The organism is Mesorhizobium sp. KACC 23794 (genome assembly GCF_052180275.1).
Classification (GTDB): Bacteria; Pseudomonadota; Alphaproteobacteria; order Rhizobiales; family Rhizobiaceae; genus Kumtagia.
On the sequence record NZ_CP197465.1, the window covers coordinates 1,196,793 to 1,220,807 of the forward strand.

At 64.3% G+C, this 24,015-nt stretch carries 21 protein-coding genes; 5 read left to right on the forward strand and 16 right to left on the reverse strand.

The genetic code is table 11. The features are described 5' to 3' along the window. Positions 1 to 36: 36 nt before the first annotated feature. The 9 genes from ACSBOB_RS06040 to ACSBOB_RS06080 all read right to left on the reverse strand — a co-directional run bounded on the left by ACSBOB_RS06040 (position 37) and on the right by ACSBOB_RS06080 (position 9,260). Entirely contained in the window at positions 37 to 1,143 is a 1,107-nt protein-coding gene (locus ACSBOB_RS06040) for an ABC transporter substrate-binding protein (RefSeq protein ID WP_442581551.1), read from the reverse strand. Between the two features lie 299 nt (positions 1,144 to 1,442). Next, positions 1,443 to 2,615 (reverse strand): iron-containing alcohol dehydrogenase, encoded by a 1,173-nt coding sequence (locus ACSBOB_RS06045; protein ID WP_442581552.1) that lies wholly within the window; start codon positions 2,613 to 2,615, stop codon positions 1,443 to 1,445. Beyond that, positions 2,612 to 3,154: a DUF2569 family protein gene (locus ACSBOB_RS06050; RefSeq protein ID WP_442581553.1), complete on the reverse strand. Its 543-nt coding sequence runs from the start codon at positions 3,152 to 3,154 to the stop codon at positions 2,612 to 2,614. Before ACSBOB_RS06050 ends, ACSBOB_RS06045 begins: the two co-directional genes overlap by 4 nt. Next, positions 3,151 to 4,539 carry an aldehyde dehydrogenase family protein gene (locus tag ACSBOB_RS06055; RefSeq protein ID WP_442583654.1) on the reverse strand — a complete coding sequence of 463 codons (1,389 nt, stop codon included), beginning with the start codon at positions 4,537 to 4,539 and terminating at the stop codon, positions 3,151 to 3,153. Before ACSBOB_RS06055 ends, ACSBOB_RS06050 begins: the two co-directional genes overlap by 4 nt. A gap of 20 nt (positions 4,540 to 4,559) precedes the next feature. After that, the gene (locus tag ACSBOB_RS06060) at positions 4,560 to 5,018 is read right to left on the reverse strand and encodes a type II toxin-antitoxin system VapC family toxin (RefSeq protein ID WP_442581554.1); all 459 of its coding nucleotides are present in this window, start codon (positions 5,016 to 5,018) and stop codon (positions 4,560 to 4,562) included. Further along, complete coding sequence (locus tag ACSBOB_RS06065; protein ID WP_442581555.1) at positions 4,969 to 5,406, reverse strand: DUF7662 domain-containing protein; 438 nt, start codon at positions 5,404 to 5,406, stop codon at positions 4,969 to 4,971. The genes ACSBOB_RS06060 and ACSBOB_RS06065 overlap by 50 nt, the downstream gene beginning before the upstream one ends. 66 nt (positions 5,407 to 5,472) lie before the next feature. Next, positions 5,473 to 6,843 carry a glutamine synthetase family protein gene (locus tag ACSBOB_RS06070; RefSeq protein WP_442581556.1) on the reverse strand — a complete coding sequence of 457 codons (1,371 nt, stop codon included), beginning with the start codon at positions 6,841 to 6,843 and terminating at the stop codon, positions 5,473 to 5,475. 82 nt (positions 6,844 to 6,925) lie between these two features. Then, on the reverse strand, positions 6,926 to 8,422 hold the full coding sequence (locus tag ACSBOB_RS06075) for an amino acid permease (RefSeq protein ID WP_442581557.1): 1,497 nt from the start codon (positions 8,420 to 8,422) through the stop codon (positions 6,926 to 6,928). A gap of 22 nt (positions 8,423 to 8,444) precedes the next feature. Then, entirely contained in the window at positions 8,445 to 9,260 is an 816-nt protein-coding gene (locus ACSBOB_RS06080) for an N-formylglutamate amidohydrolase (protein WP_442581558.1), read from the reverse strand. Positions 9,261 to 9,419: 159 nt separating this feature from the next. Between ACSBOB_RS06080 and ACSBOB_RS06085 the strand changes: the two genes are divergently transcribed. The 4 genes from ACSBOB_RS06085 to ACSBOB_RS06100 all read left to right on the forward strand — a co-directional run bounded on the left by ACSBOB_RS06085 (position 9,420) and on the right by ACSBOB_RS06100 (position 15,463). After that, complete coding sequence (locus ACSBOB_RS06085) at positions 9,420 to 10,247, forward strand: MurR/RpiR family transcriptional regulator (RefSeq protein ID WP_442581559.1); 828 nt, start codon at positions 9,420 to 9,422, stop codon at positions 10,245 to 10,247. Between the two features lie 239 nt (positions 10,248 to 10,486). Then, positions 10,487 to 11,647, forward strand: a complete 1,161-nt coding sequence (locus tag ACSBOB_RS06090) for an efflux RND transporter periplasmic adaptor subunit (protein WP_442581560.1) — start codon at positions 10,487 to 10,489, stop codon at positions 11,645 to 11,647. A 13-nt stretch (positions 11,648 to 11,660) separates the two neighbouring features. Then, a complete protein-coding gene (locus ACSBOB_RS06095) occupies positions 11,661 to 14,795 on the forward strand; it encodes an efflux RND transporter permease subunit (protein ID WP_442581561.1) in 3,135 nt (1,044 codons plus the stop codon). Positions 14,796 to 14,989: 194 nt separating this feature from the next. After that, positions 14,990 to 15,463: a MaoC family dehydratase gene (locus ACSBOB_RS06100; RefSeq protein WP_442581562.1), complete on the forward strand. Its 474-nt coding sequence runs from the start codon at positions 14,990 to 14,992 to the stop codon at positions 15,461 to 15,463. Between the two features lie 248 nt (positions 15,464 to 15,711). Here ACSBOB_RS06100 and ACSBOB_RS06105 read toward each other — a convergent pair whose 3' ends face one another. The 6 genes from ACSBOB_RS06105 to ACSBOB_RS06130 form a co-directional block, all read right to left on the reverse strand. Next, positions 15,712 to 15,915, reverse strand: a complete 204-nt coding sequence (locus ACSBOB_RS06105; RefSeq protein ID WP_442581563.1) for a hypothetical protein — start codon at positions 15,913 to 15,915, stop codon at positions 15,712 to 15,714. Positions 15,916 to 16,059: 144 nt separating this feature from the next. Further along, entirely contained in the window at positions 16,060 to 17,457 is a 1,398-nt protein-coding gene (gene lpdA / locus ACSBOB_RS06110) for a dihydrolipoyl dehydrogenase (protein ID WP_442581564.1), read from the reverse strand. Further along, positions 17,454 to 17,798: an antibiotic biosynthesis monooxygenase gene (locus tag ACSBOB_RS06115; protein WP_442581565.1), complete on the reverse strand. Its 345-nt coding sequence runs from the start codon at positions 17,796 to 17,798 to the stop codon at positions 17,454 to 17,456. The genes lpdA and ACSBOB_RS06115 overlap by 4 nt, the downstream gene beginning before the upstream one ends. Before the next feature lie 9 nt (positions 17,799 to 17,807). After that, positions 17,808 to 19,175, reverse strand: coding sequence for a dihydrolipoamide acetyltransferase family protein (locus ACSBOB_RS06120; RefSeq protein WP_442581566.1), 1,368 nt, complete (start codon positions 19,173 to 19,175; stop codon positions 17,808 to 17,810). A gap of 2 nt (positions 19,176 to 19,177) precedes the next feature. Further along, entirely contained in the window at positions 19,178 to 20,191 is a 1,014-nt protein-coding gene (locus ACSBOB_RS06125; RefSeq protein WP_442581567.1) for an alpha-ketoacid dehydrogenase subunit beta, read from the reverse strand. Between the two features lie 4 nt (positions 20,192 to 20,195). Beyond that, positions 20,196 to 21,443, reverse strand: coding sequence for a 3-methyl-2-oxobutanoate dehydrogenase (2-methylpropanoyl-transferring) subunit alpha (locus ACSBOB_RS06130; protein WP_442581568.1), 1,248 nt, complete (start codon positions 21,441 to 21,443; stop codon positions 20,196 to 20,198). 271 nt (positions 21,444 to 21,714) lie between these two features. Here ACSBOB_RS06130 and ACSBOB_RS06135 point away from each other — a divergent pair, with 271 nt between their 5' ends. Then, entirely contained in the window at positions 21,715 to 23,475 is a 1,761-nt protein-coding gene (locus ACSBOB_RS06135; protein ID WP_442581569.1) for an adenylate/guanylate cyclase domain-containing protein, read from the forward strand. Between the two features lie 111 nt (positions 23,476 to 23,586). Here the strand turns inward: ACSBOB_RS06135 and ACSBOB_RS06140 are convergent, their stop codons facing one another. After that, positions 23,587 to 23,994, reverse strand: a complete 408-nt coding sequence (locus ACSBOB_RS06140; RefSeq protein ID WP_442581570.1) for a F0F1 ATP synthase subunit epsilon — start codon at positions 23,992 to 23,994, stop codon at positions 23,587 to 23,589. Positions 23,995 to 24,015: the final 21 nt, after the last annotated feature.

Below are 24,015 nucleotides of genomic sequence, written 5' to 3' on the forward strand. Positions count from 1 at the left end.
CGGGCGGCCTTGCGACCGCCCGGCAAGATTTATACCTTATTGGACGTTGGCGCCGACGACAGCGTCCCAGTTCTTGCTGATCGCTTCCTTGGAAGCCTTCTGCTCATCGAGGGTCGGGAAAACCGCAGCCTCGTAGGAAGCAGCCGGCGGCAGCTTGTCGAGCAGCGCCTGCGGGATCTTGCCGTTCTTGGCGAGATCGTTGAAGCGGATCGGGTGGCAGTAGCCGGCGAGCCAGCCGAGCTGACCTTCGTCCGAATAGAGATACTCCATCCACAGCTTCGCGGCGTTCGGGTGCGGTGCGTAGGCGCTGATCGCCTGCACGTAGACGCCGGCGACGACGCCGGTCTTCGGCACGATGACGTCGACCGGCGGGTTGCCGTTCAGCGTGTCGCGGCCGGCGAGCGCGTTGTAGTCCCAGGTGATCAGGATCGGGGTCTGGCCCTGGGCGAGCGTGGCGGCCTTGCCGACCACCGGCACGAAATTGCCCTTGGCGTTGAGTTCCTTGAAAAACTCGAGGCCGGCGGTGCCGGCGGCTTCGCCAGCAGCGGCGCCCTTCGACAGGCCGGCGGCATAGACGCCCTGGATGGCCTGGTTGGAGGCGCGCGGGTCACCCGCCAGCGCCACGGAATTGGCGAATTCCGGCTTCAGCAGGTCGGCCCAGTCGGCCGGGGACTCCTTGATGATGTCCTTGTTCACCTCGAAGGAAAGCACGCCGTAGTAGTCGCCGTACCAAAAACCTTCGGCATCCTTGGCGCTGTCCGGGATCGAGTCCCAAGTGGCGACCTTGTACGGCTGTATCAGGCCGTCGGCCTTGGCGGACGGACCGAAGGAGAGGCCGACGTCGATGACGTCCGGAGCCTGCGGACCCTTGTTGTCCTTGTTGGCCTTGATTGCCTCGATCTCGTCGCCCGAGCCGGCGTCGGGGTTGAGTTCGTTGACGGTGATCTCCGGATACTTCTTCTTGAAGCCGTCGATGACAGCGCCGTAGCCGCACCAGTCATGCGGCAGCGCGATGGTGGTGAGCTGGCCTTCGGCCTTCGCGGCGGCTTCCAGCGCGGCCAAATCCTGCGCCGACACGATCGCCGTCGTCACCATCAGCGACGCGGCCGTAAGGGAAAGGATCTTTCCCGTGAACCTGAACATTTGTTATCTCCGTTGAGTTGACGCCGTTCGACGCCCCCGTTGCGGTTATTCTTGTCGTATGACAGTCGGATGAAACCCGACTGTCCAACCCCCCGAGGCGCAAAAAAGTTAACTACTTTTGGATTGCCGTAGCAATCGTTGCCATCATGTTTTCCCGGCTAATCAAAGTCCTCCCTTTATTATCCTTACCGCCGGTCCACGTGGCCGGCGGGAGTTTCGCGCGGGCGTTGCTCTGGAAATGGACCGGGCCTGGCCGAAAAGACGATCCCGTCGGCTCCCCTCCATTTCCAGGCTGGCTTTCAAACCTTGCCGGCGACGGAAGCCTCCAGAATGGCGAGCGCCGCCTCCTTGGTCAGCGGCACCGGGTTCGTCCCCGTGCTCGGATCGGCCACAGCGGACACCGCGATGAAGTCCTTGCGCTCGGCATCCATGTCGAGGCCCTTGATCAGGTCCGGCAGCGTGTGCGGCACCTTGAGGTCGGCGCGCAGCTTGAGGATCGCCTTGGCGAACCCGTCGAACCCGCCCTCGATGCCGAGATAGGCGGCCAGACGCGCTATCCGCTCCTCGATTGCCGGCCGGTTGAAGGCCAGTACGTAAGGCATGAACACGCCGTTGGTCATACCGTGATGCGTGTCGTAGAGCGCGCCGATCGGGTGCGACAGCGAATGGATCGCGCCAAGCCCCTTCTGGAAGGCGGTCGCGCCCATCGCCGCCGCCGCCATCATATGCGCCCGCGCCGTCAGATCATTGCCGTCGGCATAGGCCTTCGGCAGGTTTTCCAGCACGAGGCGGATGCCCTCCAGAGCGATGCCGTCGGCCATCGGGTGATAGCCGGGCGCCGAATAGGCCTCCAGGCAATGTGCCAGCGCGTCCATGCCGGTTCCCACCGTGATGAAGGCCGGCATGCCGGTGGTCAGTTCCGGGTCGGCGATGACGATCGCCGGCAGCAGTTTCGGATGGAAGATGATCTTCTTGGTGTGGGTGGCCTCGTCGGTGAGCACGGCGGCGCGGCCGACTTCCGAGCCGGTGCCGGCGGTGGTCGGCACGGCGACGATCGGCGCAATCGCATCCGAATTTGCGCGCGTCCACCAGTCGCCGATGTCCTCGAAATCCCAGACGGGCCGCGTCTGCCCGGCCTGGAAGGCGATCAGCTTGCCGAGGTCGAGGCCCGAGCCGCCGCCGAAGGCGATGACGCCGTCATGCTTGCCCGCCTTGAAGGCGGCGATGCCGGCAGTGAGGTTGGCCTCGACCGGGTTCGGCTTGACGTCCGAAAACACCGCGTAGGGCACCTTCGCATCGTCGAGGATTTTCAGCGTGTTCGCTACCACCGGCAGCTTCGCCAGCCCCGGATCGGTGACGAACAGCGGGTTTTTGATGCCGGTCGCAGCCAGCGCTTCGGGCAGTTCAGAGATGCGCCCCGCGCCGAAGCGGACGGTGGTGGGGTAGTTCCATTTGGAGACGAGGTTGGTCATGCGAACGTCCTGGTGAGTTTTGCCTTGAGTTGTTTTTCGCTAATGAATGTATTTCGAATTCGCTTGGAAAAAATCGCGTAAGGGAGCCAGATCACGGCGCTAAAAACGGACCAAACCAGCTCCGAATTCATATCAATCAACAAAAAAACGTATGAAATGCTACCCGGTATGGCCCATATCATTTCCCGAACGAAAACTCCGGATAATGCAGAAATAACTCTGAGAATCAAGAAAACAATAAGAGCTACCCTGAAGATGGACCATCTTTTTATCGCAAGATATAGAAGAAAAATAGGCAAGAATATCAAGAAAATAAGCACATGGGCGACGACGATCAAATTCAACCAATACGATGGTTCCGACTGAAGAACAGAAACTATTATATTCCAGTCGTCGAGCAGATCGATGAAACCGGCAATCGGCCAGATGGCCAGATAGAGTAGCAGCACGAACAGCCACCCTCGCACCCCGACCGGCCCGTCTTCGGTCCAATCAGGAGCGACGGCGGGCCGCGCCTCGCTGGTGCGATTGTGGTTCACACAACCTCGCGCAGGTGGAAACTCTTCGGCCTTGTCAGATTGTCATACCCAATGGCCGACAGTGCCGCACCCTTGCCGGTGTCCTTGACGCCGGTCCACACCAGCGCCGGGTCGAGATAGTCGCAGCGGTTCATGAACACCGTGCCGGTCTCGACGCGGTCGCCGATCGCCGCGGCGTGGTCGGTGTCGCGGGTCCAGATCGAGGCGGTCAGGCCATAGGGGCTATCGTTCATCAGCGCGATTGCTTCCTCGTCGTTGCGCACCTTCATGATGCCGACGATCGGCCCAAAGCTTTCCTCGCGCATGACCGACATCTGATGGTCGACATTGGTCAGCACTTCGGGCGCCAGGTACGGTGAGCCCGCGACGTCCTTGTCGACGTTCATGTTGATATGCGCGACAGCACCCTTGCGCAGCGCTTCCGCCTTCTGCTCGCGGATCAGATCGGCGAAGCGCGCCTGCGCCATCGGGCCAAGCGTGGTCGAAGCGTCGAGCGGATTGCCGACCACATAGTTCTTCGTCTCGGCGATATAGCCTTCGACGAATTCGTCATAGACCTTTTCGTGCACATAGACGCGCTCGATGCCGCAGCAGCACTGCCCGGAATTGTAGAAGGCGCCGTCGACCAGGTTCGCCACCGCGTGGTCGAGTTTCGCGTCGGGCAGCACATAGGCCGGGTCCTTGCCGCCCAGTTCCAGCCCGAGCGTCATGAAGGTTCCCGCCGCCGCCTTCTCAATGGCCCGCCCGCCGGCCACCGAACCGGTGAAATTGACGTGGTCGATCTTGCCGGACCCGAGCAGTCTTTCCGTCTGCGCATGGTTCAGCACGACATTCTGGAACACATTTTTGGGCAGACCTGCCGCTTCGAAAGCTTGCGCGAACCGCTCGCCGACCAGCAGCGTCTGCGCGGCATGCTTCAGGATGACGGTCGAGCCGGCGATCAGCGCCGGGACAATAGTGTTGACCGCCGTCAGATACGGATAGTTCCACGGCGCGATGACCATCACGACGCCAAGCGGGTCCTTCTTCACATAGCGGCGAAAGCCCTCCTTGGGGTTCGACGCCATCACCGGCGCCAACGCCTTCTCGGCGATCTCGACCATGTAGCCGACACGTTCCTTGACCCCGCCGAACTCGCCGCCATAGCGGGTCGGGCGGCCCATCTGCCAGCCAAGCTCGGGCACGATCTCGTCGGTCATGGCGACCAGCGCTTCCAGCATCTTGAGCATGTAGGTGCAACGCTCGGCGATCGGGACCTGCGCCCACCCCACCTGCGCGGCCCGCGCCCGCTCGACAACGGCGCTTACCTGGGTATCGGTGGCGATCGGCCGCTCCGCATAGATCGAGCCGTCGATGGGGGATTTGAGTTTGATGGTTTCCAAGATTGGCGTCTCCAATGGTATTCTTAGCAGGCTATGGCCTGCACATGGCCCTGCTCGGCATAGTCGAGGATTTTGCGGTCTCGCGTCATGATCCGATATCCATGTTCCCGGGCGGTCGCGATGATGATCCGGTCGGCCGGGTCGTTCGGTGGCGTTCCGGGCATGAACGAGGAATCGATGAGAACGTTGGATGTCAATTCGATAAGCGCGGAGTAAGGCGGCACGACGAGGCTGTCGAACCAGCCCTTCACCGTCATGGTGGTTGGATAGCGTCCTCGCGAGACAAGGCGCCCAACCTCTAAGGCGGTGATTGGCGAGATCATGACGGGCAGTCGTTGCGCAGCGCTCTCATTCAACGCTTGAACAGCTTCCGGCTCCAGCCGGGCGCCATCCGCGATCCACATCGCCGCGCAGGTGTCGAGAAGAATATTTCTACTCATCCCCGCTGGCGTCCTTCCCGTATTTTCGGTCCAGATATTCATCCCAATCCGGGAACGTCGGCTCCGTGAGATCGACCCCGGGCGGTATCTTGATCACACCCTTGAGACGCCCCCACAGCGGGTGCTTGACCATCGTCTCGGAATATTCCGTTTGTGGGTTCTCTGCAAAGCCGTCAATGCCAATCGCGGGTTCCGCGCGGCGGAACGTGACCGTCTCGCCCGCCACGTCAACGTCCCCGGTCTCGAAACCCGCCGCCAGCCATTCCCTTGTCATTGGGTTGTTGCTGGGGTTGTTGCTCCACCACGCCGGATATTTCTTCGAGGCCGGCAACGTTTCGCCGAGCAGTCGCTCGATCTCATCGAACGACATTGCTATCCGGTCCTCGCCCTGCGTTTCCAGAAATGTGCGCAACGGTGAATACTTGCCCATCTTTCGCCTCCGTAAAGCAGCCAACATTACAGCTTTATTTTGTTGGCAACAATACAGACTGCAGCTTCAATACCGCTCAAACCCCCGGTGCAGCTCCCAGTCCGTGATCCGCCGGTCGTATTCGAACTGCTCCCAGCGGGCGGTGTGGACGTAATGCTCGATCACGTCCTCGCCGAAGGCCTCTTTCAGCATCTTCGACTTCGCCATGGTCTCGGTGGCATCGCGCAGCGTCTTCGGGATCTCGGGCAGCCGCGAGGCCTGGTAGGCGTCGCCAACGAACGGCTTTTGCAGTTCAAGCTTCTCGTCGATGCCGGCAAGACCCGCCGCGATCAGCGCCGCGAAGGCGAGATACGGGTTCAAATCGGCGCCGCCGATGCGGCATTCCATGCGGATGCCCTTGGTCCCCTCGCCGCAGAGCCGGAATCCGGCGGTGCGGTTGTCCTCGCTCCACATGATCTTGGTCGGCGCGAAGGTGCCGGACTGGAAGCGCTTGTAGGAGTTGATGTAGGGCGCCAGGAACCAGGTGAATTCCTTGGCATATTTGAGCTGTCCGGCCGACCACTGGTGGCCGAGTTCCGTCAGCCCGTAGGCACCCTTCTTGTCGAAGAACAGCGGCGTTTTACCGTCGGCGCTCCACAGCGAATTGTGGATGTGGCTGGAATTGCCGGCCAGCCCATAATTGTACTTCGCCATGAACGAGATCGACTTGCCCATCTGGCTGGCGATCTCCTTGGCGCCGTTCTTCAGGATGACGTGCCGGTCTGCCATCTCCAGCACTTCGGCGTAGCGGACGTTGATCTCCTCCTGCCCCGGCCCCCACTCGCCCTTGGAGTTCTCAATCGGGATGCCGGCGGCCTCCAAGTCGTTCCTGAGCCGGCGCATCACCCCTTCTTCCTTGGTGGTGATGCCGATCAGGTAGTCGCCGATATAGGGCGAGGCCGTGTCGAGGTTCTGCCAATGTTTTGCACGAGCCGAGTCGTAGGTTTCCGAAAACAAATAGAATTCGAGTTCGGAGGCGAAATAGGCGAGATAGCCGCGATCCTGCAGCCGCTTGACCTGCTTGCGCAGGATGGCGCGCGGCGAGTGCGGCAGGTCTTCATGCGTGTGGTGGTCCTTGAGATCGTTGAGGACCAGCGCCGTCTTCTCCAGCCACGGAATCTTCCGCAGCGTGGCAAGGTCGGGTTTCATGACGAAGTCGCCATAGCCCTTCGACCAGCTTGCCGCCTTGTAGCCCGGCACCGGCTCCATATCGATGTCGTTGGCCAGCAGGTAGTTGCAGCCGTGGGTCTCGTCATAGGCGGATTCAACGAAATATTTGGCGAGGAATCGCTTGCCGATCAGCCGGCCCTGCATGTCGACGGCCGCCGCGAGAACCGTGTCGATCTCGCCGTCCGCCACTGCCTTCTTCAACTGATCGAAAGTAAGATTTCCGGCCATTTATTACTCCCAGCTCCATTTACAGATCGAATGTCCATGGCCCGGCGTCCGTGCCGGGCCATGCTGTGTTGGTTTCGCCGCCCTAGCCCTTGTGCTCCAGCGCGAATTCCTCTTCCGGCGACAGGATCAGCTTATGCCGGCCGATCAGCGCGAAATACACGATGCCGATCGCGAACCAAAGGATGACCCAGATCACACCCTTGGAGAAGTTCGGATCCTGCACCTGGTAGAGCAGGGTCACGACGCCGATGATGATGGTCAGCACCGCGCCGGGAATACCGAGCGGGCTGCGGTAGGGACGCGCGATATGCGGCTGGTTCTTCCTGAGCAGGATGAACGATACCGCCTGGGCGATATAGGAGCACATGGCGCCGAACACCGCCATGTTGAGCAGCACGGAGCCGATCAGCGACCCTGCCGCCTCACCGCCCAGCGAGAACCACATGATCATCATGATCGCCAGGCCGAGGATCGCGCCGGCGAGCATCGCGACATGAGGGGTCTTGTAGGTCGGGTGGGTCACCGACAGCGCATTCGGGAAATAGCCGGCGCGCGCCAGCGAATAGACCTGCCGGCCCATTGCGAAGACGATGGTGTGGAACGAGGCGATCAGGCCGACCAGGGCGATAAGGCCCAGCAGCACGGCGCCGGCATCGCCGTAGATGGCGCGGAAACCGTCGAGCAGAGGCTCGCCCGATGAGCCGAGCTTGAAGGCGCCGACGCCGATCACCGACGGGTTAAGCAGCACGATCATGAAGGCCGAGACCATCAGCGTCAGCATGCCGGCGATGATGCCGCGCGGCATGTCGCGCTTGGGATCGACGGATTCTTCCGCCGCCAGCGGCAGTTGCTCGATGGCGAGGAACAGCCAGACCGCGAAGGGCAGGGTGGCGAGCACGCCGGAGAAGCCGAAGGGGAAATAGGAGCCGTTGCCTTCAGGCAGTTCCACCGCCGCACCCGTTGCCGGATCCGCGCCGATGTTCAGGGCCCAGCGCGAAAAGTCCATGTTGGGGATGGCGCTGATCCAGAACACCACCAGCACCGCCAGCGAGGCCAGGGTGACGATCAGCGTGACGCGGAACGACAGCGCCACCCCGAAGACGTTCAGGCAGAGAAATGCGATGTAGGTGACGATCCACCAGATGTAGGGCGGTATGTCGCCGCCGACGATGCCGCCGACATAGGAGCCGATGAAGAAGGCGATCACGGCCGGTGTCACCACATATTCGACGTTCTCGCAAAGGCCGGTGATGAAGCCGCCCCATGGACCCATCGCGGTGCGGGCGAAGGAATAGGCAGCACCAGTGTGCGGCAGGGCCGGGCTCATCTCGGCGATGCAGAACACCAGGCCGAGATACATGACGGCGATGATCATGCCCGCAACCAGCATGCCGCCCCAGCCGCCGGTGGCGAAACCGAAATTCCATCCCGAGAAATGGCCGGAGATGACGGCGCCTACGCCCAGCGCCCACAGATGCCAGACATTGGCGTGGCGCACGAGTTCACGGCTCTCGAAATAGGATTTGTCGCGCTTTTCATAGGCGACCCCTCCCGCTTCATGCTTTGTTGTACCGCTCATAACTTTGTTCCCCTTTTTTTTATCAGTTTGCCGCCTGGACCGGCCGACCGTTCCGCTGCGGTCGGAGGGTCCGGTCCTCCGGCCTGAGGTGGGAAAGAATGCCCCCCAGCATTTCCGCCCATTTCCGCTGCTGAATTTCTCCTTCGATCTCGTCGTTGCGGATTTCGATCATGGCGCAGGGAATACCCCGCGCTCTCGCGTGGCGTTCCAGCGTGTAGTAGACGCGGTCGGCCGGCGAATAGGGTTCGTTGACGCCGACCGTCAGGCCGGAAACTGTGCGCAGCCCGCCGATGAACGGGCCGGCGATCGTCTCGTCCTCGTCGTGGATGATGCCGATCTGCCAGGGCCGCGCCACGCCCCTGTAGACCGGCGTGAACGAATGCACGGTGACCAGCCAGCTTTCCAGCCCGCTTCGGCCGCGCCGGGCAAGCAGTTCGTCAATCGCAGTATGGAACGGCTGGTGCGCCAGCGCGATGCGCCGCGCGCGTTCCTGCGCGTCAAGGCCGCGATTGCCGGGCACCACGGTCGTTTCGCTCATTTCAGGAATGAGGTCCGGCGCATCGATGGGCCGGTTGCAGTCGATCACCAGCCGCGAGATTTTTGAAAAGACCAGCGGCGCGTCGAGCAGTTCGGCCATGCGCATCGCCACCGGCAACGCGCCCGGATCCCAGGCGATGTGCCGCTGGAATTCCTCCGCATCGAGCCCGAGCGTACCGTATTCGGCCGGCACGAAATTCGACGCGTGATCGCAGGCGAGCACGATCCGTCCACGGCCTCCGCCGTTGAAAATCTCCACCGCATCGTTCGACGCGGCGTGTGCTTCACGTGCCTTTCCCATTCGTCCGCCGGTCCCCGGGAGCGGTGTATCGAAAATTACTTTGTCTATTTCATTTCGCTCCTATGGATGATTTCATACGGATCGGGGGACTTTGTCAAACGGGATTTGGCGAGCCAGAGCGGCCTGTCTTCCGGACGGTGTGAATTGGGGGTGAAGGCCATGCGAACGAGCGTCGCCGAGTTGATTGCCGACAGGATCGGAGACATGCCGACCAGCGAAAGGCGCGCCGCGCAGACGCTGATCGGCAGCTATCCGCTGATCGGGCTCAAGACGGTCGCCGACTTTTCCAATGCGGCAGGCGTGAGTTCGCCGACGATCCTGCGTTTCGTCTCGCGCCTCGGTTTCCAGAACTATCCGGAGTTCCAGGCAGCCCTCCAGGACGAACTCGCCGAGCAGTTGCAGTCGCCCGCCACCCGCGCCGGCGGGCCACCACGCCCGGAAGCCGGCGGCGCCTCGCCGATGGTCGAAGCGACGCTCGACAACATCCGCGAGACGTTCCGGCACATATCGGCGCGGCAGCTCGACGACATCGTCGCCCTGCTCTCCAACCGCCGTGCCGGCGCGTATATGGTCGGCGGGCGCTTTACCGATCCGATCGCCCGCTACATGGCGGCGCATCTCGCCATCATCCGCCCCAACGTGTTCCACCTCGCCGGCCAGGAGAGCAACTGGCGCGACCGCCTCATCGACATGGACAAGCGCGACGTGCTGCTGGTCTTCGACATCCGCCGCTACCAGGACAGCCTGCTGCGCTTCGCCGAGAAGGCGCATCAGCGCGGCGTGCAGATCGTGCTGTTCACCGACCAGTGGCTGTCGCCGATCTCGCGTTTCGCCAGGCATGTCGTGCCTGGCCGCACCGGCGTGCCCTCGCCATGGGATTCGTCCGCGGCGCTGATGGTGGTCGCCGAAACCCTGATCGGCGGCCTGACCCGCTCCCTCGAAGCCGACAGCGCGCGGCGCATCCGCGAAATGGAAAGTTTGCGATAGGCCTGCCGGCTGAATTCAAGTCATTGCACTGCAACAGATTTCAGGGTGCGCCGCAGCATAAATGGCGGCATGTCGCGGCGAACCTTACACAAATTTAATGAGAATTCGCCGCCACGATCTGGCACACAGCCTCAAATCGGCGGCACTTGCGTGCTGTCGATTGGTTGATTTCGCATTTGCATGACGACGGTGTATGATTTTGTCGTCCCGTGTCATGTTGCTCGGGTCCGGGATTACGAATGTCCGTCTGGAAACAACTTGCTCTTTCGCTGGTGGTTCTTGTTGCCGCTGCCGGGGCTTGGGTGAAATTTTTTCCGGGATCGGACCGGCTGCTGGCCTCCTGGGGCATAGAATGGGCGGTTGCCGCGACGCCCAAGCCTGAAACCACCGGCGCCGTCCGCCAGCCGGAAGGCGGCAATCGCGCCCAGCGCCTCTCGGTCGTCGTCGAGCCCGTCAGCAGCGCCACCATCAACGACCGCCTGCAAGCGATCGGCACCGGTCGAGCCAACGCGACCGTCACCGTCACGCCCTATACCGCCGGACGCCTCACCGGCTTCCTGGTCCAGTCCGGCGCCCACATCGACAAGGGCCAGGTGATTGCGACGCTCGATTCCGAGACCGAGGAGATCGCCCTGGACCGCGCGAAAATCGCCCGCGACGACGCCGCCGCCAAGGTCACCCGCATGGAGGCGCTGCGCAAGTCGAACGCCGCCACCACCGTTCAGCTCACCGAGGCGCAACTGGCGCTTCGCAATGGCGACCTTGCCGTCCATGACGCGCAACTGGCGCTCGACCGCCGCTCGGTGATCTCGCCGATCTCCGGTGTCGTCGGCATTTTGCCGATCGAGGCCGGCAACTACGTCACCAGCCAGTCATCCGTCGCCACGGTCGACGACCGTTCGTCGATCCTCGTCGATTTCTGGGTGCCGGAACGTTTCGCCGCCGCCGTCGAGGTCGGCGCCGAGATTTCGGCGACGCCGCTCGCCAATCCCAAGAACAGCTACCAGGGCAATGTCTCTGCCGTCGACAACCGCATCGACGAGAAAAGCCGCACCTTGTGGGTGCAGGCGCGCATCGCCAATCCGTCCGATTCGCTGCGCGCCGGCATGTCCTTCCAGGTCGCCATGAAGTTCCCCGGCGAGACCTATCCGGCCGTCAGCCCGCTGGCCGTGATGTGGGGCACCGACGGCGCCTTCGTCTGGATGGTCAAGGACGGCAAGGTCGATCGCATGCCGGTCCGCATCATCCAGCGTAACACCGAGACGGTGCTGGTCGACGCGCCGATCGCCAGCGGCGACATGGTGGTCACCGAAGGCGTCCAGAGCGTGCGCCAGGGCAGCGAGGTCCGCATCGCCGGCGAAAAAGATCTTCCGCGCGCCGCCGACGCCAACGGATCCTGAGGCACAGCACGGCATGACCGACGTCGACAGCAACAAGGCCGACGAGAGCTTTACCGCTCTGTTCATCCGCAGGCCGGTCATGGCCTTCGTGCTGAATGTGCTGATCGCCGTGGCCGGCCTCGCCGCCTTCTACGGCGTCGAGATTCGCGAACTGCCGGACGTCGACCGCGCCGTCATCACCGTCACCACCGATTTCGAGGGCGCCGCGGCCGAGACCGTCGACCGCGAGCTGACCGACACGATCGAAGGCGCCGTCGCCCGCGTCTCCGGCGTCAAGTCGATCTCGTCCACCTCGTCGTTCGGACGCAGCCGCGTCACCATCGAGTTCAACGACGGCGTCGATTTGAACGTCGCGGCCTCCGACGTGCGCGACGCCGTCGGCCGCGTCGCCAACGCCATGCCGGACGAGGCCGACCCGCCGCGCATCGTCAAGGCCGACGCCAATTCCGATGCCGTCATGCGGCTCGCGGTCACCTCCGCGACCATGTCGATCCAGGACATGACGGTGCTGGTGCAGGACCAGATCGAGGACACGCTGGCCGCCGTCCCCGGCGTCGCCGACGTGCAGGTCTATGGCGACCGCGACAAGATCTTTCGCATCGACGTCGACCAGTCGAAGCTTGCCAGCCAGGGTTATACCGTCGCCGACCTGCGGCGCGCCCTGGCCTCGGTCGCCTTCGACAGCCCGGCCGGCTCGATCACCACCAACAATCAGGACCTGATCGTCCGCACCACCGCCGACGTCACCACGCCGGAAGAATTCGAGGCGATCGTCATTGGCGGCGACACCCATGTCCGCGACGTGGCGACTGTCACGCTCGGCCCCGACACCGGCCAGTCGACGCTGCGCTCCGACGGCAAGACCGGCATCGGCATCGGCATCGTGCGCCAGGCGGAATCCAACACGCTCGACATTTCCGAGGGCGTCAAGGCCGCCGTCGCCGAGATCCAGAAGGGCCTGCCGGAAGGCATGGCGATCAAGATCACCAGCGACGACGCCGTCTTCGTCGAGGGCGCGGTGCACGAGGTGGAGATCGCGCTCGGCCTGTCGGTCAGCATCGTGCTGATCGTCATCTACGTCTTCCTGCTCGACTGGCGCGCCACGCTGATCCCGGCGCTGTCGATGCCGGTCGCCATGATCGGCACAATCGCCGCGATCTACCTCGCCGGTTTCTCCATCAACATTTTGACCCTGCTGGCGCTGGTGCTCGCCACCGGCCTCGTCGTCGACGACGCCATCGTGGTGCTGGAAAACATCGTGCGCCGCCGCAACGAGGGCATGGGCCCGCGCGCCGCCGCCGTGATCGGCACGCAGGAAGTGTTCTTCGCCGTCATCGCCACCACGGCGACGCTGGTCGCCGTGTTCGTGCCGATCTCGTTCCTGCCCGGCCAGACCGGCGGGCTGTTCCGCGAGTTCGGCTTCGTGCTGGCCATGTCGGTGCTGCTCTCCTGCGTGGTTGCCCTCACGCTCTGCCCGATGCTGGCCTCGCGCATGCTGACCGCCCACGCGCTGCACCATGAGGGCTCGAAGGCCGGCATTGGCGGCAGGATCGGCGGCTGGCTCGGCCGCCTCTACCGCCGCTGCCTGCACATCTGCCTCGACGCGCCGCTGATCGTCGTGCTCGTCGCCGTGCTGTTTGCCGGCACCGCCTTCTCGATGTTCGGCACGATCCGCCAGGAACTGACGCCAACCGAGGATCGCTCGGCCGTGCTGCTGCGCGTCAACGCGCCGCAAGGCGTCAGCCTCGACTACACCACCCAGCAGATGCGGCGCATCGAGGAACTGATCCAGCCGCTGCGCGATTCCGGCGAGATCGTCAGCACCTTCGAGAATGCCGGCCAGAACGGCGCCTACAACTCCGGTTTCATGGTGATGACGCTGGCGCCCTGGGACCAGCGCACCCGCAGCCAGCAGGAGATCATGGCCGACATATCGCGCCTCGCCCGCCAGGTGCCGAGCGTGCGCATCTTCCCGGTCCAACCCAACAGCCTCGGCATCCGCGGCGCCGGCAACGGCTTGCAATTCGCGCTGGTCGGCAACGACCGCAAGGCGCTCAGCGAGGCCGCTGTCCAGATCATCGACAAGATGCAGCAGGATCCGCGCTTCCAGCAGGCCCGCCTCTCGGTCGACCCGACCCAGCCGCAACTCTCCGTCGTCATCAACCGCGAGCGCGCTTCCGACCTCGGCATCGACATTACCGGCCTCGCCGCCACGCAGCAGGCCATGCTGGACGGCAACGACATCGGCGACGTCTATATCGGCGACCGCGCCTATGGCGTGAAGCTGGTCTCGACCACCAATCCGATCAACGACCCGACCGACCTGGAAAACATCTATCTGAAGACGGGCGACGGCCGCTACGTACCGGTCTCCACCATCGCGACGCTGACCGAGCGCGCCGTTCCGCCGTCGCTGACCCGCGAGCAGCAGCAGCCCTCCGTCGCCATCACCGCAAACCTGCGCGAGGATTTCGCGCTGGGCGACGCGCTGCGGGCGGCCGAGCAGATCGCGGCGCCCTTGATGCCGGCCGGCAGCCGCATAGTGCCGCTGGCCGAGGCCGCGACGCTCGGCGAAACCAACAGCGGCATGGTCACCATCTTCGGCTTCGCGCTGGTCATCATCCTGCTGGTGCTTGCCGCGCAGTTCGAGAGTTTCATCAGCGCCATCATCATCATGGCGACCGTGCCGCTTGGCCTCGCCTGCGCCATCTTCGCGCTGATCCTCACCGGAACCAGCCTCAACGCCTACAGCCAGATCGGCCTCGTGCTGCTGGTCGGCGTCATGGCCAAGAACGGCATTTTGATCGTCGAATTCGCTAATCAGTTGCGCGACCGTGGCGTTGGCGTGCGCGAAGCAATCGAGCAGGCGTCGAACATCCGGCTTCGCCCGGTGATGATGACCATGATCTGCACCGTGCTCGGCGGCGTGCCTCTGGTTCTGGCCAGCGGCGCCGGCGCGGAGGCCCGCGTCGCGCTGGGCTGGGTCATCGTCGGCGGCCTCGGCCTCGCCACCGTCTCGACGCTGTTCCTGACCCCCGTCGCCTACCTGCTGCTGGGCCGCTTCATCACGCCGAAAGTGCATGAAGAAGCCCGCCTGAAGCGCGAGCTCCAGGAAGCTGCCTATCTCGACGCCGAACCGGCGGAGTAGCATCAGGGGACAGTTTGCTCTTGTCCCTTCATGCCAAGCTCGCTACCGCACGGCCATTCCGGGGATCAAAGTAAACAGTCTCTGGCCTTCCTGTCCGCCGATCGGCCTTGGACTTCACAGCGACAATTGATTATCAGTGCGCGCTTTCCGGCGCCGGGCATCGTTGTCCGTCGCCCATCGGAGACACGACCATCGTGAACACCATCACCCTCGATCAGGCCCTTTCGGGCGTCGGCCAGGAAGCCGGCGTGTCGCCGTGGCGCGCCGTCACCCAGGACATGATCGACCAGTTCGCCGACGCCACCGACGATCACCAGTTCATCCATTGCGATCCAGAACGCGCGGCCACCGAGACAAATTTCGGTGGCACCATCGCCCACGGTTTCCTGACGCTGTCGCTGCTGTCGGCCATGGCCTTCGAGACCATCCCGAGGATCGAGGGCGCCGACATCGGTATCAACCAGGGTTTCGACACGGTGCGTTTCGTCGCCCCGGTCAAGACCGGCGCGCGCATCCGCACCCGCTTTGTGCTTGCGAAGATCAAGGCGCGCCCGTCGGGCTGGATCGAGGTTGCCCATGACGTGACGATCGAGATCGAGGGATCGCTGAAACCGGCGTTGACCGCGCGCTGGCTGACATTGGCCTTCATTCAGCCGGAGCAGGGATGAACGCCGGCGACAGATTTATCCGCTCCGCTTGGTAACTCGAAATTCCTCCGCACGAGGACGGTGCCGGAAGGGATGGGACAGGGGACAGTTTCCTTAATTCCGCAGAAGGGCGCGGCGCTTCAAGGCTGACGCGGATGGAATTAAGGAAACTGTCCCGGCGCTTGCGCCGAACCGGCCGCCAGCTTCCGGCGAAGCGATTTCGGGTGGGTAGACCGGGTAAAACGGTCCCGGGCGTCTCCTCGGTTCCCTCAGCGCCTCTTCGCCGGCCCTCCCGGGATCGCGGTCGACGTCACTGAAACGGGGTCGCTGGCGGGGAAGGAATCCTCAAGGCCTTCTTCCAGTTCCTCTTCCAGCAGGTCCTTCTCGTCCTGCTGCGGATCGGCCTTCGGATCGCCGGCCTTCGGATCGCCGGCCTTCGGCGTTTCTTCACGCTTGCCGGTTGGATCTGTCATGGCCGCGCTCCGTTTCCGTTTCGGGTATGATGCGGATACCGGACGGCCGCGTCAACCGGAGGCATGCGTGCGGCGAGTCTACCGGAACGGGTTCACGGGAAGCAGGTCGAGAAATCAGGGGCCATCGGCATTGCGCATCCGTCGTCAGATATGCAGCGCCTGGCCGAGCGCTTTAAGTGCCGCCTCCTGGAAAGCTTCGCCCTGCGTCGGGTGCGAATGGATGGTGCCGGCGATGTCCTCCAGCCGGGCGCCCATCTCGATCGCCAGGGCGAAGGCGGCGGAGAGTTCCGAGACGCCCTGGCCGACCGCCTGGATGCCCAGAACCAGGTGGTTGTCGGCGCGGGCGACGACGCGGACGAAACCGTCCTCGCCGTGCTTGGTCATGGCGCGCCCGTTGGCGGCGAAGGGAAACACGCCGATCTTGACCTCGCGCCCCCCAGCCTTTGCTTCGTCGGGGGGCAGGCCGGCGCTGACGATCTCCGGATCGGTGAAGCAGACGGCGGGGATGCAGCGCTTGTCCCAGTTGCGCTTGTGGCCGGCGACGATCTCCGCCACCGTCTCGCCCTGCGCCATGGCGCGGTGCGCCAGCATCGGTTCGCCGGCGACGTCGCCAATGGCGAAGACACCGCGCATCGAGGTGCGGCACTGGTCGTCGATGCGGATGAAACGGCCGGTCCGGTCGAGGTCGAGTTCCTCAAGCCCCCAGCCCTCGACCGCGGGTTTTCGCCCGACGGCGACCAGGATTTTTTCCGCCGCGATGTTTCGCGTTGTGCCGTCGGCAGTCTTGACGATCAGTTGATCGGTCTTCGGCTCCAGCCCTTGCGCCTTGGCGCCGAGCAGAACCTCGATGCCGAGCGCGGCGAGGCGCTTGCCGACCGGCTTGGTCAGCTCGGAATCGTAAAGCGGCAGGATGTGGTCCAGCGCCTCGACCACCGTCACCTTGGCGCCGAGCTTGGCGAAGGCGATGCCGAGTTCCAGCCCGATGTAACCGGCGCCGACCACGGCAAGCGTTTCCGGCACGGATTTGAGCGACAGCGCCTCGGTGGACGAGATCACCGGGCCGCCAAATGGCATCGACGACAGTTCCACCGGCACGGAGCCCGTGGCGATCACCACCGTCTCGGCACGGATCACCTGCGTGCCGGTCTCGGTTTCCACCTCGACCGTCTTGCCGTCGCGGAATTTCGCGAACCCATGGACGGATTTGACATTGGCCTTCTTCAGCAGGCCGGCGACACCATTGGTCAGCCGGCCGACGATGCGGTCTTTCCACGCGACGGTTTTCGCCAGATCGATCGCCGGTGCGGACAGCGAGATGCCCACGGCGCTCTTGCCCTCGGCCGCCAGGCGCACCGCCTCGAATTCTTCCGCCGCATGGATCAGCGCTTTGGAGGGGATGCAGCCGATGGTGAGGCAGGTGCCGCCCGGTTTTTTCGCCTCGACGATGACGGTGTCGATGCCCAACTGTCCGGCGCGGATGGCGCAGACATAACCGCCTGGTCCGGCGCCGACGACGAGGAGCTTGCAGGAGATTTCTTTCATCGAAGTCGCCTCTGATCATCCAACTTGTCGGCAAGCACGATCGGTTCCGTCTCGACCAGCCTCAGCGACCGGACCATCGCCGAGGTCGACGCCTTGTATTCGAGGAAATGCGGTGTCCGCAGATGGGCTTGGTAGGCGCCCTGGTCTGCATAGACCTCGAAAATCCTGATCTTCTCGGGGCTTTCCTTGACGGCCAATGCGTAGAGAGCCAGCACGCCTTCCTCCAGCCGGATCGACGCTTCGATCTCTCGCGAAAGCAACGCCTTGTAGCTCTCGATCTGCTCGGGATCGATCTCCAGTTCCGCGATCCGTACGATCGGCTTTCCTGTCGGGGGCGGCACGCGTGGTCCTCATCCCTCCAGAAATATCATCGCCGGGGTCTCCAGCAGCGTCTTGATGCGCTGGATGAACACCGCCGCATCCCAGCCGTCGACCACGCGGTGGTCGAAGGAGGAGGAGAGGTTCATCATCTTGCGCGGGATGAACTGCGAACCGTCCCACACCGGCCGCATCATGATCTTGTTGACGCCGACGATGGCGACTTCCGGATGGTTGATCACCGGCGTCGTCGCCACGCCGCCCATGGCGCCGAGCGACGTGATGGTGATGGTCGAGCCGGACAGTTCCTCGCGCGTCGCCGTACCCGTCTTTGCGGCCTCCGCCAGCCGGTTGACCTCGGCGGCGCAGTCGAACAGATCGCGCGCCTCGGCGTGGCGCACCACCGGCACCACCAGCCCGGCCGGCGTCTGCGCGGCGATACCGATATGCACGGCGCCGTGGCGGTGGATGACGCCGGCCTCGTCGTCGAACAGCGCGTTGACGCCCGGCTGTTCCTTGATCGCCTTGACCATGGCGCGCATCAGGAAGGGCAGGATGGTCAGCTTCGGCCGGTCGGCCTTCTTCTCGGCGTTGAGTTTTGCCCGCAATTCCTCAAGGCCGGTGACGTCGATCTCCTCGACATAGGTGATGTGCGGGATACGCGATTTCGAAAGCCGCATTTTTTCCGCGATCTTCCGGCGCAGCCCGACGATCTTGATCTCCTCGACCGTGTCGTCCGGCGTGAGGCCGGCCGGGCGCGTCGCTTGCGGGCCGCGCGACAGGAAGGCATCGAGGTCTTCGTGGGAAATGCGACCCGCCGGGCCGGAGCCTGCGACTTGGCGCAGGTCTATGCCGGCTTCTTTTGCGCGCAGGCGCACGGCGGGAGAGGCCAACGGTTTTTCGCCGGCGGGCCGGGGCGCGCCTGCTGGGGGTGTCGCTGACGCGGTACCCCCACCCCTAACCCCTCCCCACGAGGGGGAGGGGAATCCGGGTTGCGTGGCTTTGGTGTCGGGAGACCTTTGCGGTTCAGTTGTTTTGGTGGCAGCGGCTGGTTGTGCCCCTCCTCCTTGTGGGGAGGGGTTAGGGGTGGGGGTCTCTTTCTTTCCAGTCGGCTCCAACTTTGCTTCGGCGACTGTGCCGGCCATCACGTTGTCTTCGCCTGCCACCTTGATGCGCACGATCGGCGAACCGACCGCCACCGTCTCGCCGATCTCGGCGCCGACCCACGAGACTTCGCCCTCGACGGGGGAGGGGATTTCGACCGTCGCCTTGTCGGTCATGACGGCGGCGAGCAGCGAATCCTCGCGCACCAGATCGCCGACCTTCACATGCCATTCGACAAGCTCGGCCTCGGCCACGCCTTCGCCGACGTCGGGGAGTTTTATGACGTGCTCGGCCATGCTCACGCCTCCATCGTTTCGACGAATGCCCGGCCGACGCGCGCCGGGCCAGGGAAATAGTCCCATTCCTGGGCGTGCGGATAGGGCGTGTCCCAGCCGGTAACGCGCATGACCGGCGCTTCGAGGTGATAAAAACAATGGCGCTGTACCAGCGCCGCAAGCTCTGCGCCAAAACCGGAGGTCAGCGTCGCCTCGTGGACGACGGTGCAGCGGCCGGTCTTCTTCACCGAGTTGACGATCACGTCGAGGTCGAGCGGCAGCAGCGTCCTCAAGTCGATGATCTCGGCGTCGATGCCGGTCTCCGCCGCCGCAGCCTCGGCCACGTAGACCATGGTGCCATAGGCGAGCACCGTGAGGGCGGAGCCCTCGCGGCGGATAGCAGCCTTGCCGAGCGGCACGGTGTAGTGGCCGTCGGCAACCTCGCCCAGCGGATGCTTCGACCAGGGCGTTACCGGCCGCTCGTGATGGCCGTCGAAGGGGCCGTTGTAGAGCCGCTTCGGCTCGAGGAAGATCACCGGGTCGGGATCCTCGATCGCCGAGATGAGAAGGCCCTTTGCGTCATGCGGATTGGAGGGCACGACCACCTTCAGGCCCGACACATGGGTGAACAGCGCCTCCGGGCTCTGGCTGTGGGTCTGGCCGCCGAAAATGCCGCCGCCGGTCGGCATGCGGATGACGATCGGGCAAGTGAACTCGCCGTTGGAACGGTAGCGCAGGCGCGCCGCCTCGGAGACGATCTGGTCGTAGGCCGGATAGACGTAGTCGGCGAACTGGATCTCGACGCAGGGCTTCAGGCCGTAGGAGGCCATGCCGATGGCCGCGCCGACAATGCCGAGTTCGTTGATCGGCGCATCGAAGCAGCGGGCCTTCCCGTATTTCTGCTGCAGGCCGGCGGTGCAGCGGAAGACGCCGCCGAAATAGCCGACATCCTCGCCGAAGACGACGACACGCTCGTCGCTGCCCATCGACACGTCCATGGCGTCGCGGATCGCCTCGATCATGGTCTTGCGGGGCATTGTGCTACACCCCCGCCTGCTGGCGCTGGCGCCTGAGATGCGGCGGCATCTCGGCGTAGACGCCTTCGAACATGTCGCGCACCGAAGGTTTTCCGCCGGCATGCAGCGTGCCGTGGCTTTCCGCTTCCTTCTGTGCGGCGATCACGGTGTCCAAAATCTCGGCCTCAGCCTGCTTGTGGCGCTCTTCCGACCAAGCGCCGAGCGAGATCAGATGCGCCTTCAGCCGCAGCACAGGGTCGCCCAGCGGCCATGCGGAAGACTCCTCCTTCGGCCGGTAGGCGGAGGGATCGTCGGAGGTCGAATGCGCGCCGACGCGATAGGTGACGTATTCGACCAGTGTCGGCCCCAGATTTTTGCGCGCCCGTTCCGCTGCCCACTTCGCCACGGCGTGGACGGCCAGATAGTCGTTGCCGTCGACGCGCAGCGCCGGAATGCCGAAGCCGAGGCCCCGCGCGGCAAAAGTGCCGGAGCCGCCCCGCGCAATGCCCTGAAAGGTCGAGATCGCCCACTGGTTGTTGACGATGTTGAGGATCACCGGCGCGCGGTAGGTCGATGCAAAGACAAGCGCTGCGTGGAAATCGCTCTCGGCGGTCGAGCCGTCGCCGACCCAGCCGGCGGCGATTTTCGTGTCGTTGCGGATGGCGGACGCCATCGCCCAGCCGACGGCCTGGATGAATTGCGTGGCCAGATTGCCGGAGATCGAGAAGAAGCCGAAATCCTTGGCCGAATACATGACCGGCAGTTGCCGGCCCTTCAGCGGGTCGCGCTCGTTGGAATAGATCTGGTTCATCATCTCGACCATCGGGTAGCCGCCGGCAATCAGCAGGCCAGCCTGGCGGTAGGTCGGGAAATTCATGTCGCCAGGCAGCAGCGCCTGGCGGAAGGCGCAGCTTACTGCCTCCTCGCCCATGTGCTGCATGTAGAAGGAGGTCTTGCCCTGCCGCTGCGCCATCTGCATGCGCGCGTCGAAGGTGCGCAGCGTCATCATGTGGCGCAGGCCTTCCAGAAGCTCGGCCGAGGTCAGCGTGCCGGCCCATGGGCCGACGGCGTTGCCGTCACGGTCGAGCACGCGGATGATGGAATAGGCGAGGTCGCGGATATCGCGCGGATCGACGTCGATCTCCGGCCGCGGCACGGAGCCGGCTTTCGGGATCGGCACGTTGGAAAAATCGGGCGTGCCGCCCGGCCGAACTTCCGGCTCCGGCACGTGCAGGCTGAGCGGCGTGTTTCCAACCGAAGCGTCTCGCGCCATGACCGCATCCTCCCAGGCCGCGTTCGTCCGACCATAGCGGCAGCGTGCCCTCAAATCGCGTCGAATTGCAACGTGGTGCGTCGAATCCGGATTGCGAAGGACAGGCAAGCCGCTATCTCAGATGGAGTCTAAGGGAATCCAGCCGAAAGTTCTTTTCGATGATGGCCTCGTCTCGGCAATATTCGCTCGCTTCCGGCGTCGCGCCCGGCCGGTTCATTGCCGCCTCGCTTTGCAGCGCTCGGACGGGTCGCGCCAATGCCGGAATGGCCGATTGAGCGCCCAACCCATCCCCACGGATCGCCAGGCGGGGAGCGACCGCTCGTCCTCGTCGCGCGCACGCCTGCGAAAGCTGCGGCTGTGGACCGGCCAGGTGCTGTTCCTCTACACCTTCATGCATTTCCTCAACCACGCCTTCGGCATCCGCTCGGTCGAAGCCATGCAGGCCGCGGCGAGGGTCCTGCTTTCCCCATGGCAGACCGTGCCGGGCCAGATACTGCTTTGCGGCGCTCTGCTGATCCATGCCGGGCTTGGGCTGCGCGCCTTCTACAGGCGCAGACACCTGCGCATCCCTGCCACCGAGGCGGTCCAGCTTTCGCTGGGGCTCATCATCCCGCTGCTGCTCATCGCCCATGGCGCAGGCGTGCGCTATGCGGAGAGCGTCCAGGGCCTCGAGATCGACTTCGACCGCGTCGTCTATGCCTATTGGGTGGCCGATCCGTTCTTCGGCCTGCCACGCCAGTTCCTGCTGCTGATCGTCGTGTGGATCCACGGCTGCATCGGCATCCGCGCCTGGCTGCGGTCGAAATCATGGTACGCGCGGGCCGTGCCGGCGCTGACCGCGCTGGCGACGCTGGTGCCGGTGCTGGCGATCCTTGGCTTCATCAATGCCGGCCTCGACATGCGCGAACTGGCCGCCGCCAGCCCGGAACTGCTTTCGCCGCATGTCGTCTACGTGCCTGGCAGCGAGCAGGCCGAGAAAGGCGCGGCGGTCGGACGGTTCGTCGACCGGCTGACGCTCGCCTATGCGTTGCTGCTCGCCGGCGTCGTCGGCCTGCGCGCGGCGCGCGACTGGCACGCGGCGCGTTTCCGCTCGGTGCGCATCACCTATCCGGGCGGGCGCGTGGTCACCGTGCCGGTTGGCTACAGCGTGCTGGAAGCGAGCCGCTGGGGCGGCATTCCGCATGCGTCGGTGTGCGGCGGGCGAGGGCGCTGTTCCACCTGCCGCGTCGACGTGATGGCCGGCGGTGAAAGTCTGCCGCCGCCGGGGCCGGACGAGTTGCGGCTCCTGTCGCGCATCGGTGCGCCGCCCTCGGTGCGGCTCGCTTGCCAGATCCGGCCGGAGAGCGACCTGGCGGTGGTGCCGCTGGTCCATTCACAGACGCCGACCCTGCAAGGCGAGGCGGCGCTCGGCATGCCGGCCGGCGGGCGCCGGGAGGCAAGGGTCGCCGCGCTTTTTGTCGACCTCCGGCAGTCGACGCGGCTGGCCGACGACCGCCTTCCCTACGATACGCTGTTCATCGTCGAGCGCTATATCCAGGCGGTGTCGGCCGCCGTTCAGGAAGGCGGCGGCCAGGTCACCAATGTCGCCGGCGACGGCGTGATGAGCGTCTTCAGCGGCAAGGGATCGCCGGAAGCCGCCGGCCGCGACGCCTTCCGCGCCGCGCTGAAGCTCTGGGACGGCGTCGACGCGCTGAGCGAGCAACTGCGCGAGGAACTGTCCGAGCCGTTGCGCATCGGCATCGGCCTGCATGTCGGCGTCGCGGTGATCGGCGTCGGATGGGAGGGCGGCATCGACGGCATGCCTTTCCTGGGTGACACCGGCAATGTCGCGGCGCGGCTGGAAGCCCAGACAAAACGCCTCGACGCCACCATGGTGGCGTCGCGCGAAGCGGTGACGCTGGTGGCGCGGAGCGGCGACCTGCCGGAATTCACCACGGTCATGCTGCCCGGCAAGCAGGAGCCGATGGAGGCGGCGTGCTTCCGGGAGAGCGGCGAGTTGCGCGAGATATTGCGCGAGAGGGCGGCCGCTTGAATGCCGGGCATTGCTTTGATGCGGCAAGCCGACGATCGATGGAAATACTGCCCTCAACAAAAAAGCGGAGCAATTGCCCCGCCTCTTCAACCCGCCGATGTCAGCGATGGATCAGGCCGGCATGACGGCGCCTTCCAGCGTGGTCAGCTGGTGCAGGAATTCTTCCGCCTTGGTGCGGGCGGCGTGGTCCTTGGCGTCGCTCAGGTCTTCGCGTGCTTCCTGGATGCGGCGGGCGATCTCCGACTTGTCGATGTTCTTCACCGAAACCGCCGATTCGGCGAGCAGCGTGCAGCCTGTCGGCAAAATGTCGGCGAAGCCGCCGAACACGACGTAACGTTCCTTCTCGCCGGAAACGGTGTTCACCGTGACGACGCCCGGCTTGATGGTGGTCATCACCGGCGCATGGTTGGCCATCACCGTCATCTCGCCTTCCGTGCCTGGAATGACGACGGATACGACCTTCTCGGAGACAAGGAGGCGCTCCGGCGAGACGAGTTCGAATTGGAAAGATTCAGCCATTCAAATTTAGCGAATAGCGAA